The organism is Variovorax sp. WDL1 (genome assembly GCF_001541225.1).
GTDB lineage: Bacteria > Pseudomonadota > Gammaproteobacteria > Burkholderiales > Burkholderiaceae_C > Variovorax.
Genome location: NZ_LMTS01000049.1, coordinates 90,075 through 105,605 on the forward strand (window position 1 = coordinate 90,075; position 15,531 = coordinate 105,605).

General features: G+C 66.1%; 16 protein-coding genes. 13 read left to right on the forward strand and 3 right to left on the reverse strand.

All coding sequences use genetic code 11. The features are described 5' to 3' along the window. Both APY03_RS43430 and lptM read right to left on the reverse strand, forming a co-directional pair. A partial coding sequence (locus APY03_RS43430) for a diaminopimelate decarboxylase family protein (RefSeq protein ID WP_443082805.1) occupies positions 1-767 on the reverse strand: 767 nt, incomplete at its 3' end. Beyond that, positions 764-1,015, reverse strand: coding sequence for an LPS translocon maturation chaperone LptM (gene lptM, locus APY03_RS40030; RefSeq protein ID WP_083944223.1), 252 nt, complete (start codon positions 1,013-1,015; stop codon positions 764-766). The genes lptM and APY03_RS43430, both read right to left, overlap by 4 nt. A gap of 12 nt (positions 1,016-1,027) precedes the next feature. Here lptM and cyaY point away from each other — a divergent pair, with 12 nt between their 5' ends. Further along, a complete protein-coding gene (cyaY, locus tag APY03_RS08275; RefSeq protein WP_068675722.1) occupies positions 1,028-1,360 on the forward strand; it encodes an iron donor protein CyaY in 333 nt (110 codons plus the stop codon). 18 nt (positions 1,361-1,378) lie between these two features. On the opposite strand, the gene APY03_RS08280 is transcribed toward cyaY, so the two are convergent. Beyond that, entirely contained in the window at positions 1,379-3,790 is a 2,412-nt protein-coding gene (locus APY03_RS08280) for a penicillin-binding protein 1A (RefSeq protein ID WP_068675724.1), read from the reverse strand. Between the two features lie 242 nt (positions 3,791-4,032). On the opposite strand from APY03_RS08280, the gene APY03_RS08285 reads away from it, so the two are divergent. From APY03_RS08285 to APY03_RS08340, 12 genes are read left to right on the forward strand one after another with little or no spacing between them, the layout of a single operon-like run. Continuing rightward, positions 4,033-5,112, forward strand: a complete 1,080-nt coding sequence (locus tag APY03_RS08285; protein ID WP_068675727.1) for a pilus assembly protein PilM — start codon at positions 4,033-4,035, stop codon at positions 5,110-5,112. After that, the gene (locus APY03_RS08290; RefSeq protein ID WP_068675729.1) at positions 5,109-5,732 is read left to right on the forward strand and encodes a PilN domain-containing protein; all 624 of its coding nucleotides are present in this window, start codon (positions 5,109-5,111) and stop codon (positions 5,730-5,732) included. The genes APY03_RS08285 and APY03_RS08290 overlap by 4 nt, the downstream gene beginning before the upstream one ends. A gap of 8 nt (positions 5,733-5,740) precedes the next feature. After that, positions 5,741-6,415 carry a type 4a pilus biogenesis protein PilO gene (locus APY03_RS08295; RefSeq protein WP_068675731.1) on the forward strand — a complete coding sequence of 225 codons (675 nt, stop codon included), beginning with the start codon at positions 5,741-5,743 and terminating at the stop codon, positions 6,413-6,415. Then, complete coding sequence (locus APY03_RS08300; protein WP_068675733.1) at positions 6,412-6,954, forward strand: pilus assembly protein PilP; 543 nt, start codon at positions 6,412-6,414, stop codon at positions 6,952-6,954. Before APY03_RS08295 ends, APY03_RS08300 begins: the two co-directional genes overlap by 4 nt. Next, positions 6,951-9,095 carry a type IV pilus secretin family protein gene (gene pilQ, locus APY03_RS08305; protein ID WP_068675734.1) on the forward strand — a complete coding sequence of 715 codons (2,145 nt, stop codon included), beginning with the start codon at positions 6,951-6,953 and terminating at the stop codon, positions 9,093-9,095. The genes APY03_RS08300 and pilQ overlap by 4 nt, the downstream gene beginning before the upstream one ends. 25 nt (positions 9,096-9,120) lie before the next feature. Continuing rightward, positions 9,121-9,666, forward strand: coding sequence for a shikimate kinase (locus APY03_RS08310; protein WP_068675736.1), 546 nt, complete (start codon positions 9,121-9,123; stop codon positions 9,664-9,666). A 36-nt stretch (positions 9,667-9,702) separates the two neighbouring features. Next, positions 9,703-10,803 carry a 3-dehydroquinate synthase gene (aroB, locus tag APY03_RS08315; RefSeq protein WP_068675738.1) on the forward strand — a complete coding sequence of 367 codons (1,101 nt, stop codon included), beginning with the start codon at positions 9,703-9,705 and terminating at the stop codon, positions 10,801-10,803. A 19-nt stretch (positions 10,804-10,822) separates the two neighbouring features. After that, positions 10,823-11,953, forward strand: a complete 1,131-nt coding sequence (locus APY03_RS08320; RefSeq protein WP_068675787.1) for a deoxyguanosinetriphosphate triphosphohydrolase — start codon at positions 10,823-10,825, stop codon at positions 11,951-11,953. Continuing rightward, entirely contained in the window at positions 11,950-13,278 is a 1,329-nt protein-coding gene (locus APY03_RS08325; protein WP_083944224.1) for an MFS transporter, read from the forward strand. The genes APY03_RS08320 and APY03_RS08325 overlap by 4 nt, the downstream gene beginning before the upstream one ends. Then, the gene (locus APY03_RS08330) at positions 13,275-13,850 is read left to right on the forward strand and encodes a DUF1415 domain-containing protein (protein WP_068675740.1); all 576 of its coding nucleotides are present in this window, start codon (positions 13,275-13,277) and stop codon (positions 13,848-13,850) included. Before APY03_RS08325 ends, APY03_RS08330 begins: the two co-directional genes overlap by 4 nt. Continuing rightward, on the forward strand, positions 13,847-14,713 hold the full coding sequence (locus tag APY03_RS08335) for a class I SAM-dependent methyltransferase (RefSeq protein ID WP_068675742.1): 867 nt from the start codon (positions 13,847-13,849) through the stop codon (positions 14,711-14,713). The genes APY03_RS08330 and APY03_RS08335 overlap by 4 nt, the downstream gene beginning before the upstream one ends. A gap of 7 nt (positions 14,714-14,720) precedes the next feature. Then, entirely contained in the window at positions 14,721-15,413 is a 693-nt protein-coding gene (locus APY03_RS08340; protein ID WP_068675744.1) for a transposase, read from the forward strand. Positions 15,414-15,531 lie beyond the last annotated feature (118 nt).

Consider the following 15,531-nt stretch of genomic DNA (forward strand, 5'->3'; position numbering starts at 1 on the left):
TCGCCGTTGTAGTCGATGCCCAGTCCGCCGCCAAAGTCGAGGTGATGCAGTGCGATGCCGGCCTTCTCGATGGCCTCGACCAGGTCGAGCACCCGCTCAAGCGCCTCGAGGTAGGGCGCGGCCTCGGTGATCTGCGAGCCGATATGGCAATCGATACCGACCACTTGAAGGCCCTTCAGCGAGGCGGCGTGCTGATAGATGGCGAGCGCCCGGTCGTGCGCGATGCCGAATTTGTTGCCCTTGAGACCGGTGGAGATGTAGGGGTGCGTCTTCGGGTCGACGTTGGGATTGATGCGTACGCTGATCGCCGCGCGGCGACCTTCCTCGAGCGCGACAGCGTTGAGCACGTCGATCTCGGCTTCGCCCTCCACGTTGAAGCAGCCGATGCCTGCCGCCAACGCTTGCCGCATCTCCTGCTTCGTCTTGCCGACGCCGGAGAAGATCACCTTGGCCGGGTCGGCGCCCGCCGCGAGCACCCGCGCGAGCTCGCCGCCGGAGACAATGTCGAAGCCGCAGCCCGCGTCGGCAAAGATGCGCAGCACGCCCAGCGAGGAGTTGGCCTTGATGGCGTAGCAGACGAGTGCGTCGCGCCCTTCGAAGCCGCGCTGGTATGCGGCAAGCGCGTCGAGCATCCAGTGCGTCGAGTAGACGAAAAGCGGCGTGCCGTGCTCGCGCGCCAGCTCGGGCAGCGCCACTGCCTCGACGTGCAGCGTGCCGTTCTTGTAGGCGATGTAGGGATGGCCAGGAAGGCGTTCGGCGCTCGTCACTTCGTTCCTTCGCTGGGCGCGGGTGCGCTGTCGGGAGCTGCGGGAACGGGCGCAGCGCCGGCTCCGGGGCTTGCTGCACGATCGGAACGGCCAGAACCTGGGACGAGCAGCCCTGGGAGCGTGGCGCGATTGGTCGCGGCCGGATCGGTGGGCAGGTAGAGCGCACCTTTCTGGCCGCAACCGGCGAGCGCGACCCCGACGATCGCGAGGCCAATCGCGCTCACTAGAATTTGGCGAACATTCAGCATGACGAAATTGTAATGACCGACCCCGAGTACATGGACCGCGCGGAGGCCGCGCTGGCCGCCATCGAACGCAGCTGCGATCACATCAACGATACGACCGATGCCGACATCGACAACCTGCGCGTGGGGGGCATGGTCACCATTACCTTCCGCAACGGCAGCCAGTTGATCATCAACCTTCAGAAGCCCTTGCAGGAGATCTGGCTGGCGGCGCGCTCTGGCGGCTACCACTACCGGCACGACGGCCGCGCATGGATCGACACCAAGACCAGCGAGGAGTTCTTCGCCCAGCTGTCGCGCGAGGCGAGCGCGCAGGCCGGCGTGCCCCTGCAGTTCAGCGCCGGATGAGGTGAACGGCCGAGGTAATCAGTTGCGGAACAGATCGAGGATTCGGCTGCGCTCTTCCGGCTGCGGCGCCGGACCGATGGGCGCGCCCGAGAGCGCCTCGGCGGGCTGCGTCGGTCCCGCCTCGATGCCCAGGGTCGCGACACCACGGCCCGGTGCATAGTCGTCGTAGTACCACTCGCCGCCCACGTTGACCACGCCAGCGGGTGGCTTGGCGGTCAGTTCGGTCACCGGCACTCCCTTGATGGCGGTTTCCATGTAGCTGATCCATATTGGCAGGCTGAGTCCGCCGCCGGTCTCGCGATCGCCCAGCTTGCGCGGTGTGTCGTAGCCCATCCAGGCCACCGCCGCCATCGTTGGCTGGAAGCCGGCGAACCAGGCATCCAGCGAGTCGTTGGTGGTGCCCGTCTTGCCGTAGATGTCGGGCCGCTTCAGCGCGGCCTGCGCCTTGGCCGCCGTGCCGCTGCGTGCCACCTCCTGCAGCAGGCTGTCCATGATGAAGGCATTGCGCTGCGGGATCGCGCGCATGGTCTCGTTGAGCAGGGGCGGCTGGGTTTCCACCAGCACCTTGTCCTTGTGATCGGTGATGCGCGTCACGAGGTAGGGGTTCACGCGATAGCCGCCGTTGGCGAAGACCGAATAGGCCGTCGCCATCTGCATCGGCGTAACCGCGCCGGCGCCGAGGGCCATCGGCAGGTAGGCCGGATGCTTCTCGCGCTCGAAGCCGAAGTTGCCGATCCAGTCCTGCGCGTAGCGCGTGCCGATCGACTGCAGTACGCGGATCGAGACCATGTTCTTGGACTTGGCGAGCGCGCGGCGCAAGGACATCGGGCCCTCGAAATTGCCGTCGTAGTTCTTGGGTTCCCAGGGCTGCCCGCCAGTGGTGCCGGCGTCGAAGAAGAGCGGCCCGTCATTGACGACGGTTCCGGGCGTAAACCCTTTCTCCAGGGCCGCCGAGTAGATGAAGGGCTTGAAGCTGGAGCCCGGCTGGCGCCAGGCCTGCGTTACGTGGTTGAACTTGTTCTTGTCGAAGTCGAAGCCGCCGATCATCGCCTTGACGGCGCCGTCGCGCGGGTCGAGCGCAATGAAGGCGCCTTCGACTTCGGGCAACTGGGTGATTTCCCAGGTGTTCTTCGGTGTCTTCACGACGCGGATCACCGCACCCCGGCGGATCTTGATGTTGGGCGGTGCCTTGTCCGATAGCCCCGACTGAGCGGGCCGCAGCCCCTCGCCAGTGATCTGCACGGCATCGCCATTGGCACGCACAGCGCTGATCTCCTTGGCGTTGGCCTTGAGCACGACCGCCGACATCACGTCGCCGTTGTCGGGATGCTCGGCCAGCGCATCGTCCACCGCTTCGTCCAGTTCCTTGGGCTCGTTGGGCAGATCGACGAACTTCTCGGGCCCGCGGTAGATCTGGCGGCGCTCGTAGTCCATGATGCCCTTGCGCAGCGCCTTGTAGGCTGCGGCCTGATCGGCCGCGACCAACGTTGTGTAGACCTTCAGCCCGCGCGTGTAGGTGCTGTCGCCGTATTGCGCGTACATCAATTGCCGCACCGTCTCCGCCACGTATTCGGCATGCAGGCGGGTGGGGTCGGCTCCGTCACGCAGGTGCAACTCTTCCTTCTTGGCCTCGGCAGCCTGTTCGGCGTTGATGAAGCCGGCCTCCTGCATCCGGTCAATCACGTAAAGCTGTCGCCCGCGAGCGCGCGTGGGATTGTTCACCGGATTGTTCGCGCCCGGCGCCTTCGGCAGGCCCGCGAGCATGGCGGCCTGAGCAATGGAGATGTCCTTGAGCGGCTTGCCGAAGTAGGCTTCCGAGGCGGCCGCGAAGCCGTAAGCCCGATTGCCCAGATAGATCTGGTTCAGGTATATCTCGAAGATCTGGTCCTTGCTGAGCAGGTGCTCGAGCTTGAAGGTCAGCAGCACTTCGTAGATCTTGCGGGTGAGCGTCTTCTCGGAGCTCAGGTACACATTGCGAGCCACCTGCATGGTGATGGTCGAGGCGCCCTGGCTCTTCACCCGGTTCATGTTGGCGATCCCGGCGCGCACCAGGCCCTTGTAGTCGACCCCGCCGTGGTCGTAGAAGCGGGCGTCCTCGGCGGCCAGCACGGCGTCTTTCATTACTTTCGGAATGGTCGCGATGGGCGTGAGGTTGCGGCGTTCCTCCCCGAATTCGCCGATCAGGATGCCTTCGGAGGAGAACACCCGCAGCGGCAGCTTGGGCCGGTAGTCCGCCAGATCCGAGATGTCCGGCAGGTTCGGGTAGGCCACGGCCAGGGCTACCGCGACCACGCAGACCAGGGACACTGCGCCAGCGGCGGCGAGGCCCAGTCCCCACACCACGAAGCGCAGAAGCCAAGTCAGCCAGACAGGGCGCTGAGCAGGAGTGGAGGTCTTGGCAGGCCCGGTGGGGCGAATTTTTTCGGGCATGAAGGGAAGTTGGAGTCAGCGTCAATTATAAAAAGCGGGGGTCTCGAACGGTCCTCTTGAGCGACATAAAACCCAAGTACTCGCATTTGTGACGTAAGTTGTGAATCGAGGCTGTTACGTCCCCTTTTGACAACGCTTCACGCAACAACCGGGGCCGCGGCGCTTGGTTGGCCGTACGCCTCCTGCTAGCATGCAACCACACGCAAATATTTCTATTCGTTACAAACACAACGGGATTTAACTTGGCTGCTTTGGGATCGCTGTTCAGCCGTCAACCCGCGCCCCTGCTCGGGCTGGACGTCAGCTCATCCAGTGTCAAGCTGGTCGAGCTCGGCCGCGACGCCAGCGGCAAGTTGATTCTGGAACGTTGCGCGATCGAGCCCCTTGAGCGAGGCTGGATCACCGATGGCAATGTCGAGAAGTTCGACGAGGTGGCCGAGGCGGTTCGGCGTGCCGTGCGCAAGAGCGGAAGCCGTACCAAGAATGCCGCGCTCGCCCTGCCGCCCTCGGCCGTCATCACGAAGAAGATCGTCCTGCCCGGCGGCATGAGCGAGCAGGAGCTCGAGATTCAGGTCGAGTCCGAAGCCAACCAATACATCCCCTTTTCCCTCGACGAGGTGAGCCTTGACTTCTGCGTCATTGGGCAGAGCGCCAATTCCACCGGCGACGTCGAAGTCCTGATCGCCGCTTCGCGCAAGGAGAAGGTCCAGGACCGGCAGGGACTCGCGGAAGCGGCAGGCCTCAAGGCCGTGATCCTCGATGTCGAGTCCTATGCCTCGCGACTGGCGACGGCGCGGCTGATCGAGCAGTTGCCCGGCCAGGGGCGCGACGCCGTGGTGGCGCTGTTCGAGGTGGGTGCCTTCACCACCAGCATGCAAGTGCTTCGCAACCAGGAAGTGCTCTACGACCGGGACCAGGCCTTCGGCGGCGCCCAGCTGACACAGCTGATCGTTCGGCAGTACGGCTTTTCCGCGGAAGAGGCGGAGACCAAGAAGCGAAGCGGCGACTTGCCCGACGACTACGGCTCTGGGGTGCTCAAGCCCTTCGTTGCGAGCATTGCCCAGGAGATCGCGAGGGCGCTGCAGTTCTTCTTTACCAGCACGCCGCACAACCGCGTCGACTATGTGCTGCTGGCAGGCGGGTCAGCGGCGTTGCCGGGCCTTACCAGTGCCGTGACGCGGCAGACCTCCTTTGCCTGCTCGCTGGTCAATCCCTTCGACGGGATGGAAATCGGAAGCGGCATCCGCGAGAAGAAGGTCCGGCGCGAGGCGCCTTCGTACCTGACCTCATGCGGACTCGCAATGCGGAGGTTTCTGCAGTGATCTTGATCAACCTGCTCCCGCACCGGGAGGCTGCGCGCAAACGCCGTCGAGAAACGTTCTATGCGGCGCTCGGTGCTTCCGCTGTTGCGGGCTTCCTGATCGCGGGCGGCGCCTATCTCTGGTACCAGGCCCAGATCTCCAGCCAGCAGGACAAGAACAGTTTCCTCCAGGCCGAGATCAAGAAACTGGAAGCCGAGATCAAGGAGATCTCCACACTCCAGGCTGAAATTGCTGCCCTGCGCGCTCGCCAGCAGGCCGTCGAGGATCTCCAGGGCGACCGCAACATGCCGGTGCACCTGCTCAATGAACTCGTGCGGCAACTGCCCGACGGCGTCTACCTGACGAGCATGAAGCAGGACAACCAGACCGTCACTCTCCTGGGTCAGGCGCAGTCCAACGAGCGGGTGTCGGAGCTGTTGCGCAACCTGGGTAACAACAGCCCCTGGCTGGTCAAGCCGGAGTTGGTGGAAATCACCTCCGGCAATGTCAATCTGAGCCCCCGCGACCAGCGGCGCGTGGCGAACTTCACGATGCGCATCGGGCTCAAGCGGCCCACGGATGCGCAGAAGGCCGCTCCCGGAGCGGGCGGTGCGCCGGCGTCGGCTGCAGGCAAGGGCTGAGCGTCATCATGGCAACCCAACGCGCATCCTCCAACATCGATTTCGCCGGCGGTCTGCAGCGCTTCGGCGACCAGTTCCGCGGACTGAATCCGAACGATCCCTCGGTCTGGCCTCCGGTGCCACGCTATGCGCTGTGCGTGCTGGTCACGGCGCTGGTCCTGGTGGCCCTGTGGTTCGTCTGGCTCACCAATTCGAATGATGAGCTCGAGGCCGAGCGAGCCAAGGAAGTCGCGCTCAGGGCCGACTACCAGAAGAAGGTGGGCCAAGCCGCCAACCTCGAACTGCTGAAAAAGCAGCGCGAGCAGGTGCAGCAGTACGTGACGCTGCTCGAAAAGCAGCTCCCGAGCAAGGCCGAGATGGACGCCTTGCTCTCCGACATCAACCAGGCTGGTCTCGGCCGCAGCCTGCAATTCGAGCTGTTCCGTCCGGGCCAGGTGGTCGTGAAGGATTACTACGCCGAGTTGCCGATTGCCGTGCGCGTGACGGGCCGTTATCACGACGTGGGTTCCTTCGCGGCTGACATTGCCAATCTTTCGCGCATCGTGACCTTGAACAACCTGGCCGTCGTCCCCGGAAAAGATGGGATGCTGACGATGGACGCCACGGCGAGGACCTTCCGGTACCTGGACGACGAAGAGCAGGCGGCGCAGAAGCGCGCTGTGGCGGGAGCGAAGAAGAAATGAGCAGGCTTGCTTTTGCCCTGTGTGTCGGCATTGCGTTCGTCGGCTTGAGCGGCTGCATGGGCTCGGACCAGGAAGAGCTCCAGCAATGGATGGCCGAGCAGCGCGCGAATGTGCGACCCACGGTGCCGCCCATCACGGAACCCAAGAAATTCACGCCCCAGGCCTATACCGAGGCCACTGCGTTCGAGCCCTTCAACATGCAGAAGCTCACGCAGGCCTTGCGCCGCGACTCGGCCCAGCCGAGCACCTCGGGTCTCATCGCGCCAGAGCTGGCGCGCCGCAAGGAAGCCCTCGAGGCTTTCCCGCTCGATTCGATGGCAATGGTGGGCAGCATGAACCGAAATGGTCAGCCGGTGGCCCTCGTCACCGTCGACAAGCTGCTGTACCAGGTTCGGGTCGGAAACTATCTGGGACTCAACTACGGGCGCATCACCCGTATCAGCGAAACCGAACTCGCCTTGCGTGAAATCGTGCAGGACGCCGCCGGTGAATGGATCGAACGCGTGGCGACGCTGCAGTTGCAAGAGAGGTCGAAATGAAACCCAAGAATTCAAGGTTCGCGCGGTGGTCGCGCGTGGTCGGCGTCAGCCTGCTCGCGCTGGGCGCATCGGTGGCGGCGCATGCGCAGAACGCCATCGAGTCGGTTACCAGTTCCATGCAGTCTGGTGGCGAGGTCATCCGCGTCGACCTGACGCAACCGCTGGCCGCCGTTCCCACGGGCTTTGCGATCCAGACGCCGGCGCGCATCGCTCTCGACTTCCCCGGCGTGACGAACGCCATAGGTCGCTCGGCCATCGATGTCAACCAGGGCAATCTGCGTTCCATCAACGTGGTGCAGGCGGGTGAGCGTACCCGTCTGGTGCTGAACCTCAAGCAGGCTACCGCGTACAAGGCCGAGATCCAGGGCAAGTCGATCCTGGTTTCGCTGGAGCCCGTCCCGGGAGCCGCACTCGTGGCCTCGACGCCTCAAGCCTTCGCCGAGAACCGCAACCGCGACACGCTGCCGCTGCGCGACGTCGATTTCCGCCTGGGCTCGGACAACACCGGCCGCGTGGTAGTTGACCTGGCCAACAACCAGGTCGGCGTCGACATCCGCCAGCAGGGCCGCAGCCTGGTGGTGGAATTCACCAAATCGACGTTACCCGAGGGCCTGCGCCGGCGCCTCGATGTATCGGACTTCGGCACGCCGGTGCAGACCGTGACCACCCAGCAGGCCGGGGACCGCGTGCGCATGACCATCGAGCCCAAGGGTGATTGGGAGCACAGTGCCTACCAGAGCGAGAACCAGTTCGTCGTGGAGGTGCGCCCGCGCAAGGTGGATCCGACCAAGCTGACCCAGGGCGTGGGCTACACCGGCGAGAAGCTGTCGTTGAACTTCCAGAACATCGAGATTCGCTCGCTGCTTCAGGTGATTGCCGACTTCACCAACTTCAACATCGTGACCTCGGACTCGGTGACCGGTGCGCTGACCCTTCGCCTGAAGGACGTGCCTTGGGATCAGGCCCTGGACATCATCATGCAGGCGAAGAACCTCGGCATGCGCAAGAACGGCAGTGTGCTGTGGATCGCGCCCAAGGACGAAATCAACGCCAAGGAAAAGCTCGAGTTCGAGGCCCAGGCTGCCATCCAGAACCTGGAGCCCCTGCGCACCCAGTCCTTCCAGTTGAACTACACCAAGGCCGTAGCGATCGCGCAGGGCCTGACCGGCACGGGCGCTTCCGCCGGCGGCGGTTCCGGCACCACGACTCGCATCCTGAGTCCGCGCGGCAGCGTGATCGCCGAATCGCGAACCAACCAGCTCTTCGTGTCGGACATTCCTTCGCGCCTGCAGCAGGTCGCCGAACTCATCCAGAAGCTGGATATTCCGGTGCGCCAAGTGCTGATCGAGGCACGTATCGTCGAGGCCTCCGACACCTTCGGCAAGTCGCTGGGCGTGCGGCTCGGCGGCGGCATCTCTGGCGGCACGGTGGGTTCCAACAATGGGCGGCCGGTCTTCGGCAACATCGGCGCATTCCCGGTCGTCACGCCCGCCACCGCGACCGCGCAGGGCAGTGCGCTGACCACCTTCACCAACTCCAACTTCGTCAACCTGCCCTCCACCGGCGTGGCCGGCAACGGCAATGCGCCTGGCACCTTCGCGATCTCGCTGTTCAATTCCAGCTTCTCGCGCATGCTGAACCTGGAAATCTCGGCACTCGAGGCCGACGGCAAGGGCAAGGTGGTGTCGAGCCCCCGCGTGGTGACGGCCGACCAGACCAAGGCACTGATCGAGCAGGGCACCGAACTTCCCTACCAGGTCGCGACCTCCAGCGGCGCCACTTCGATCGCCTTCCGCAAGGCCAATCTCAAGCTCGAAGTCACGCCGCAGATCACGCCCGAGGGCAACATCATCCTGACGCTGGACGTCAACAAGGACACGGTCGGCCAGGCGACGACCGCCGGCTTCGCGATCAACACCAAGCACGTGCAGACCGAGGTGCTGGTCGAGAACGGCGGCACGGTGGTCATCGGTGGTATCTTCGAACTCACCGAAACCAACGATGAATCGCGCGTGCCGGTGCTCGGTGAAGTGCCCTATGTCGGGGCGCTGTTCCGCAAGCGCGAACGCGTTGCCAACAAGACCGAAATGCTCGTCTTTATCACCCCGAAGATGATTACTGACCGGAACGCCGCGCGCTAAGCGCGCGGGCCGTTCGCAGCACCGCGTGGCGGTCGCACTCGTCGGCTTGCCCGGCGCCGGAAAATCCGCGGTGGGCCGGCGTCTCGCGCAGCGCCTCCATCTGCCCTTCATCGACAGCGATGAGGTGATCGAGCGCCGCATCGGCTGTTCCATCCGGGATTACTTCGAGCGCGAGGGCGAGCAGAGTTTTCGTGACCTCGAGGAGAGCGTGATTGCCGAGCTGGCCACCTCAGCCCGCGGCATCGTCTCGACCGGAGGCGGCTGCGTGCTGCGCGAGGCGAATCGGATTCAGCTGCGCTCCCATTTCCACGTCATTTACCTGCGCTCTTCGCCCGAGGACCTCTTCAGGCGCCTGCGCCACGACGTCAAGCGGCCGCTGCTGCAGGTGGCGGACCCGCTGGGTCGGCTGCATGAGCTCTACAGTGCGCGCGACCCGCTTTACCGCGAGGCCGCCCATGATGTGGTCGAGACCGGCCGGCCTTCGGTCGCGACGCTTGTGAACATCATCGTGATGCAGTTGGAGCTCGCCGGCGTGATATCCCCGGGCTCCCGGAGCGATCCTGCGGGCTGAGCCGGGGCCGGACGCCATGCGCCTAAACTCGGAGCCATGCGAGTGTCCGCCTCCCCCGAATGCGTCGAGATCCCGCTCGGCGAGCGCAGCTATCCGATCCTGATCGGCAGCGAACTGCTCCGCGAGCCCGGGAGCTTCGATGCCGTGCCTGCCGCCGCCGCGGCGCTGATCGTCACGAACACCACGGTGGCGCCGCTTTATGGCGAGCGGCTGCGCACGGCGTTGGGCGGCCGCTTCCGGGCCGTGCACATGCTGGAACTGCCTGACGGCGAGACCCACAAGGACTGGCCCACGCTCAACCTGATCTTCGATGCCTTGCTGCGCCACGGCTGTGACCGCAAGACCGTGCTCTTCGCGCTCGGCGGCGGGGTGGTGGGCGACATGACCGGATTCGCCGCCGCCAGCTACATGCGAGGCGTTCCCTTCGTGCAGGTGCCCACCACCTTGCTCGCACAGGTCGATTCGTCGGTAGGCGGCAAGACGGCGATCAACCATCCACTCGGCAAGAACATGATCGGCGCCTTCTACCAGCCGCGCCTTGTCCTGTGCGATCTCTCCACGCTCGCCACGCTGCCGCCGCGCGAGCTCAGCGCGGGGCTGGCCGAGATCATCAAGTACGGTCCGATCTACGACATGCGCTTTTTCGACTGGATCGAAGAGAACATCGAAGCGCTGGTGGCGCGGGAGCCGGCCGCGCTGGCCTACGCGGTCCGGCGCAGCTGCGAGATCAAGGCCGCGGTCGTGGGGCAGGACGAGCGCGAGACCGGCCTGCGAGCGATCCTGAACTTTGGCCACACTTTCGGTCATGCCATCGAGGCGGGCATGGGCTATGGTCGCTGGCTGCACGGCGAAGCGGTCGGCTGCGGCATGGTCCTGGCCGCTGAGCTGTCGCGGCGGCTCGGCGGCGTCGATGCAGCCTTCGTCGGGCGACTGTCGGCGCTGATCGAGCAGGCGGGACTGCCCGTGGTCGCCCCCGCGCTCGGCGCCGAGCGCTACCTCGAGCTGATGCGCGTCGACAAGAAGTCCGAAGCGGGAGAGATCCGCTTCGTGGTGATCGACAAGCCCGGCTCAGCCGTCGTGCGCAGCGCTGCCGACGCCCTCGTGCGCGAGGTGCTGGCGCAGTGCTGTGCTGCCTGAATCGAGCATCGGGGCGACGATGAGCCTGGCCCCCCACGCCAGCCATCCGGCGCAGTCCCGCGGCCGGCGCCATGCCGAGGCCCCGGCTCCCACGCGCGATGTCTTCCAGCGCGACCGCGACCGGATCGTGCATTCCACCGCTTTCCGGCGGCTGGTCTACAAGACCCAGGTCTTCCTCAATCACGAAGGCGATCTTTTCCGCACCCGCCTTACCCATTCGCTCGAGGTTGCGCAACTGGGCCGCTCGATAGCGCGCTCGCTGCGGCTCAACGAGGACCTGGTGGAGGCCATCGCCCTGGCGCACGACCTGGGCCACACCCCCTTCGGCCATGCGGGGCAGGATGCGCTCGATGCCTGCATGGAGGCGCACGGCGGCTTCGAGCACAACCTGCAGAGCCTGCGGGTGGTGGATGCGCTCGAGCACCGCTATCCGCAGTACGACGGACTCAACCTGAGCTTCGAGACCCGCGAGGGCATCCTCAAGCATTGCTCGCGCGCCAACGCCGAGCGCCTGGAGGCCGCGGAGCCTGGCGGGTTGGGGCGCCGCTTCCTCGATCGCACGCAGCCGAGTCTCGAGGCGCAGTTGTGCAACCTCGCCGACGAGATCGCCTACAACGCGCACGACATCGACGACGGCGTGCGTTCCGGGCTCATCGGCCTCGAGAGGCTGGGCGAGGTGGCGCTTTTCAGCCGCTACCTGCGCGAGACGCTGGACGAGCATCCGCAGCTGCAGGGCCGGCGCGTGCTCTACGAAGCCATTCGGCGGATGCTGAGCGCGCAGGTCTACGACGTGATCGACGCCTCGCGCAGTGCGCTCGAGGCGGCTGCGCCTGGCGATGCGGATGACGTGCGCCGCGCAGCGCCGCTGGTGCTCTTCAGCGAGACCATGCGCGCCCAGTCCACCGAGCTCAAGCAGTTCCTCTTCCGCAACCTCTACCGGCATCCGCGCGTCGTGCAGACCACGAGCCGGGCGAAGGAGGTCGTCCGCGATCTGTTCATGGCCTACATCGACGATGCGCGGCAGATGCCGGCTTCCTACGCGCAGCGCGACGACCGGCATCGCGCAGTGGCCGACTACATCGCCGGCATGACCGACCGCTTCGCGATCCGCGAGTACGAGCGCCTCACGGGAAGGCGGTGGGACCAATGAGCCGCCCGGCCGTCACGAAGGCCGACAGCAGCGTACCCCGAGGCGAAGGTGCTCCAGTGGGCCGCACGACGTCGCACGCCCGCGTCCCCCGCACCGCCTTGGCCGTGGTGTTTGCCGGCGTGGCTGCGGCGCTGCACCTGGGCAAGCTGCCGCCCGCCGTGCCGGCGCTGCAGGCGACGCTGGGCGTCGATCTGGTTGAAGCAGGCTTCCTGCTGTCGCTGGTGCAGGTCGCCGGCATGTGCCTCGGCATGGTGTTCGGACTGGTGGCCGATGCCATCGGACTGCGTCGCAGCATGCTGGCGGGACTGGCCCTGGTAACCGGTGCGAGCGTGCTCGGCGGCTGGGTCGGGCGCACGGTCGATCCCGGCCCAGGCGCCATCCACTGTCTGCTCGCCTTGCGCGCACTCGAAGGCGTGGGCTTCTTGCTGGCGGTGATGCCCGGCCCGGGGCTGATCCGCGCCCTCTCGCCGCCGAGCGCGGAGAAGAAGGCGCTCGGGCTCTGGGGCGCCTACATGCCGCTGGGCGTGGCGCTGGCGCTCCTGCTCGGGCCTGCCCTGATCGCCTGGGGCGGGTGGCCGGGCTGGTGGTGGGTACTCTCGGCAATCTCGGCTGTCGCGGCGCTGTGGGTCCTGCTCGCGGTGCCGGCCGACCAGCGGCCAGCCACGTCGCCACCAACCGCCTCTTCGTTCTCGCGCTGGACTGCGCCCCTGCTCGACACGGCGCGCGCGAGCGGCCCTCGGACGCTGGCCCTGGCCTTCGGCGTGTACTCCGCGCAATGGATGGCCGTGATCGGCTTCCTTCCCGCGATCTATGCCGACGCCGGCGTGCCGGCCGCCTGGAACGCGGCGCTGACCGCGCTCGCCGCCGCGATGAACATCGTCGGCAATGTCGGCGGCGGCCGCTTCCTGCAGCATGGCGTTGCGCCGGAGCGCCTGCTGCGTTGGGGCTTCGTCGTCATGGCGCTGGGCGGCGTGGCGGCCTTCGCGCAGATCGGCATGTCCGGCAGCACCGCGAGCCTGCCGCCCTCGTTGCGCTACGCCGCCGTCTGCCTTTTCTCTCTGGCCGGCGGGATGATCCCGGCAACGCTCTTCATGCTCTCCACCCGGCTCGCGCCCAGTGCGTCGACGGTCTCCACGACCGTGGGGATGATGCAGCAGGCCTCTTCGCTCGGCCAGTTCATCGCGCCGCCGGCGGTCGCCTGGATCGCCCATCGGGCCGGCGGCTGGCAGTGGACCTGGTGCGTGACACTCGCATGTTCGCTGGCGGGCCTGGCGCTGGCGGCGCACCTGGTACCCGCGAGATCCCGGACGGGGACTGCAATATGAACGGCAATGCCATCATCACCGCGGCGCAGGCACAGGCGGACACGCAGCGCTGGCTCGAGCGCGCGGTCATCGGACTCAACCTCTGCCCCTTCGCAAAGGCTGTGCATGCGCGCGGTCAGATCCACTACGCGCTGTACCTGCACAAGGAGGAAGGCGGCTTGATCGACGCGCTGCTCGACGAAGCGCGGGCGCTGGCGGCCTGCCGTGCTTCCGACCGCGACACCACCCTCCTGATCGCGCCGAACACCCTGGCCGACTTCCTCGACTTCAACGATCTGGCGGCCCGCGCCGAGCGTCACCTGGCACGCGCCGGCTTCGAGGGCCAGTTGCAGCTCGCCAGTTTCCATCCACACTTCCAGTTCGCCGGCGCGGAGCCCGAAGACATCACCAATTCGACCAATCGCGCACCGTACCCGACGCTGCATCTGCTGCGCGAGGACAGCGTGAGCCGCGCCGTGGAGGCCTTCCCCGATGCGCAGGCGATCTTCAGGCGCAACATGCAGATCCTGGAGCAGCTCGGCCCCGAAGGCTGGGCAGCCCTGGATGTCGGCCCTGGCGGAGCGCAGCGATGAAAGACAAGGCCGTTGCCAAGGCCTCGAGGGCCGAAGCCGAGCTGCAGGAAGTCCTGCGTCCCGGCCAATCGATCGAACTGCTGAAGGAGCTGCACATCCTCACCCGCGAGGGGCGGCTCAACCAGGACTCGCGCCGCAAGCTCAAGCAGGTCTACCACCTGTTCCAGTTCATCGAGAAGCTGCTCGTCGAATTGCCGGAGGAGGGCGCGCTCGCGACCCTGGCCGACCACGGCGCCGGCAAGTCCTATCTCGGCTTCATCCTCTATGACCTGTTCTTCGGCCCGCGCGGCGGCGGTCAGGTGTACGGCATCGAGACGAGGGCCGAGCTGGTCGACAGGTCGCGCGCCCTGGCAAAGCGGCTGGGTTTCGATCGCATGGCCTTCCTCAACATCAGCGCCGCCGAATCGGCCGAGGCGGCCGAGCTCCCGGCGCAGATCGACGTGGTAACCGCGCTGCATGCCTGCGACACTGCCACCGACGATGCCATCGCCTTCGGACTCGCCAAGCAGGCGCGCTTCATGGTGCTCGTGCCCTGCTGCCAGGCGGAGGTCGCCGCCTGCCTGCGCCAGACCAAGGCGCTGTCACTGTCGCGCACGCCCCTTGCCGAACTCTGGCGCCATCCCCTGCACACGCGCGAGATCGGCAGCCAGCTCACCAATGTCCTGCGCTGCCTCTACCTGGAGGCCAACGGCTACCAGGTCACGGTCACCGAACTGGTGGGGTGGGAGCACAGCCTCAAGAACGAGCTGATCATCGCCCGCCGCACCGGCCAGCGCAAAGCCAGCGCCGCGGCCCGGCTCGAGCAGCTGCTGGCCGAGTTCGGGCTGGAGTCGCTGCTGGAGACGCGCTTCCGTCCGGGCTGATGTCGCCATGGCCCGCCTTCCCCGCCTCACCCTGGCCGAGCAGCCGCACCATGTGATTCAGCGCGGCAACAACGGCCAGGCCATCTTCGTCGACAACGCGGACCGCGAAATGCTGCTGGGCCTGCTCGGCGAGAACGCGGTGCGCTTCGGCATCGCGCTGCACGCCTACGTGCTGATGGACAACCACTACCACCTGCTGGCCACGCCGGCCAGCGTCGACGGGCTGCCGCTGTGGATGCAAGCAGTGGGCCGGTCCTACGTGCGCTACTTCAACGACCGGCATGGGCGCACCGGCACCCTGTGGGAGGGGCGCTACAAGTCCACGCTCATCCAGACCGATCGGTACCTGCTGACCTGCATGGCCTACATCGACCTGAATCCGGTGCGCGCCGGGCTCGTGGCCGATGCCCGCGACTATCCGTGGTCCAGCCATGCGCACTACGCCGGGCTGCGGCACGACAAGCTGGTGACGCCGCATCCGCTTTACTGGTCGCTGGGCAACACACCGTTCGCCCGTGAAGCCGCCTACGTCGATCTGGTGCGCGGCGGCGTTGCGGCGGCTGACCAGAACGTGCTGACCGAGGCCACGCTCCATGGGTGGGCCGCGGGCGATCGCGACTTCCTCGAGGCGCTTCAAAAAAATACCTTGCGGCGGGTCCTCAAGTCCCGGCCCGGGCGGCCCCCGGCTCCTCGACCCTGATTCAGAAGCCGTCCAGTCGGCGCATTCGCAGTAATGTGTCCCTATTTTTATTCCGAGTTCTGAAGTCGGCAATTAATTGGTATCTGACCCCAAATAAAGCACTTGGCATTGTTTGTGC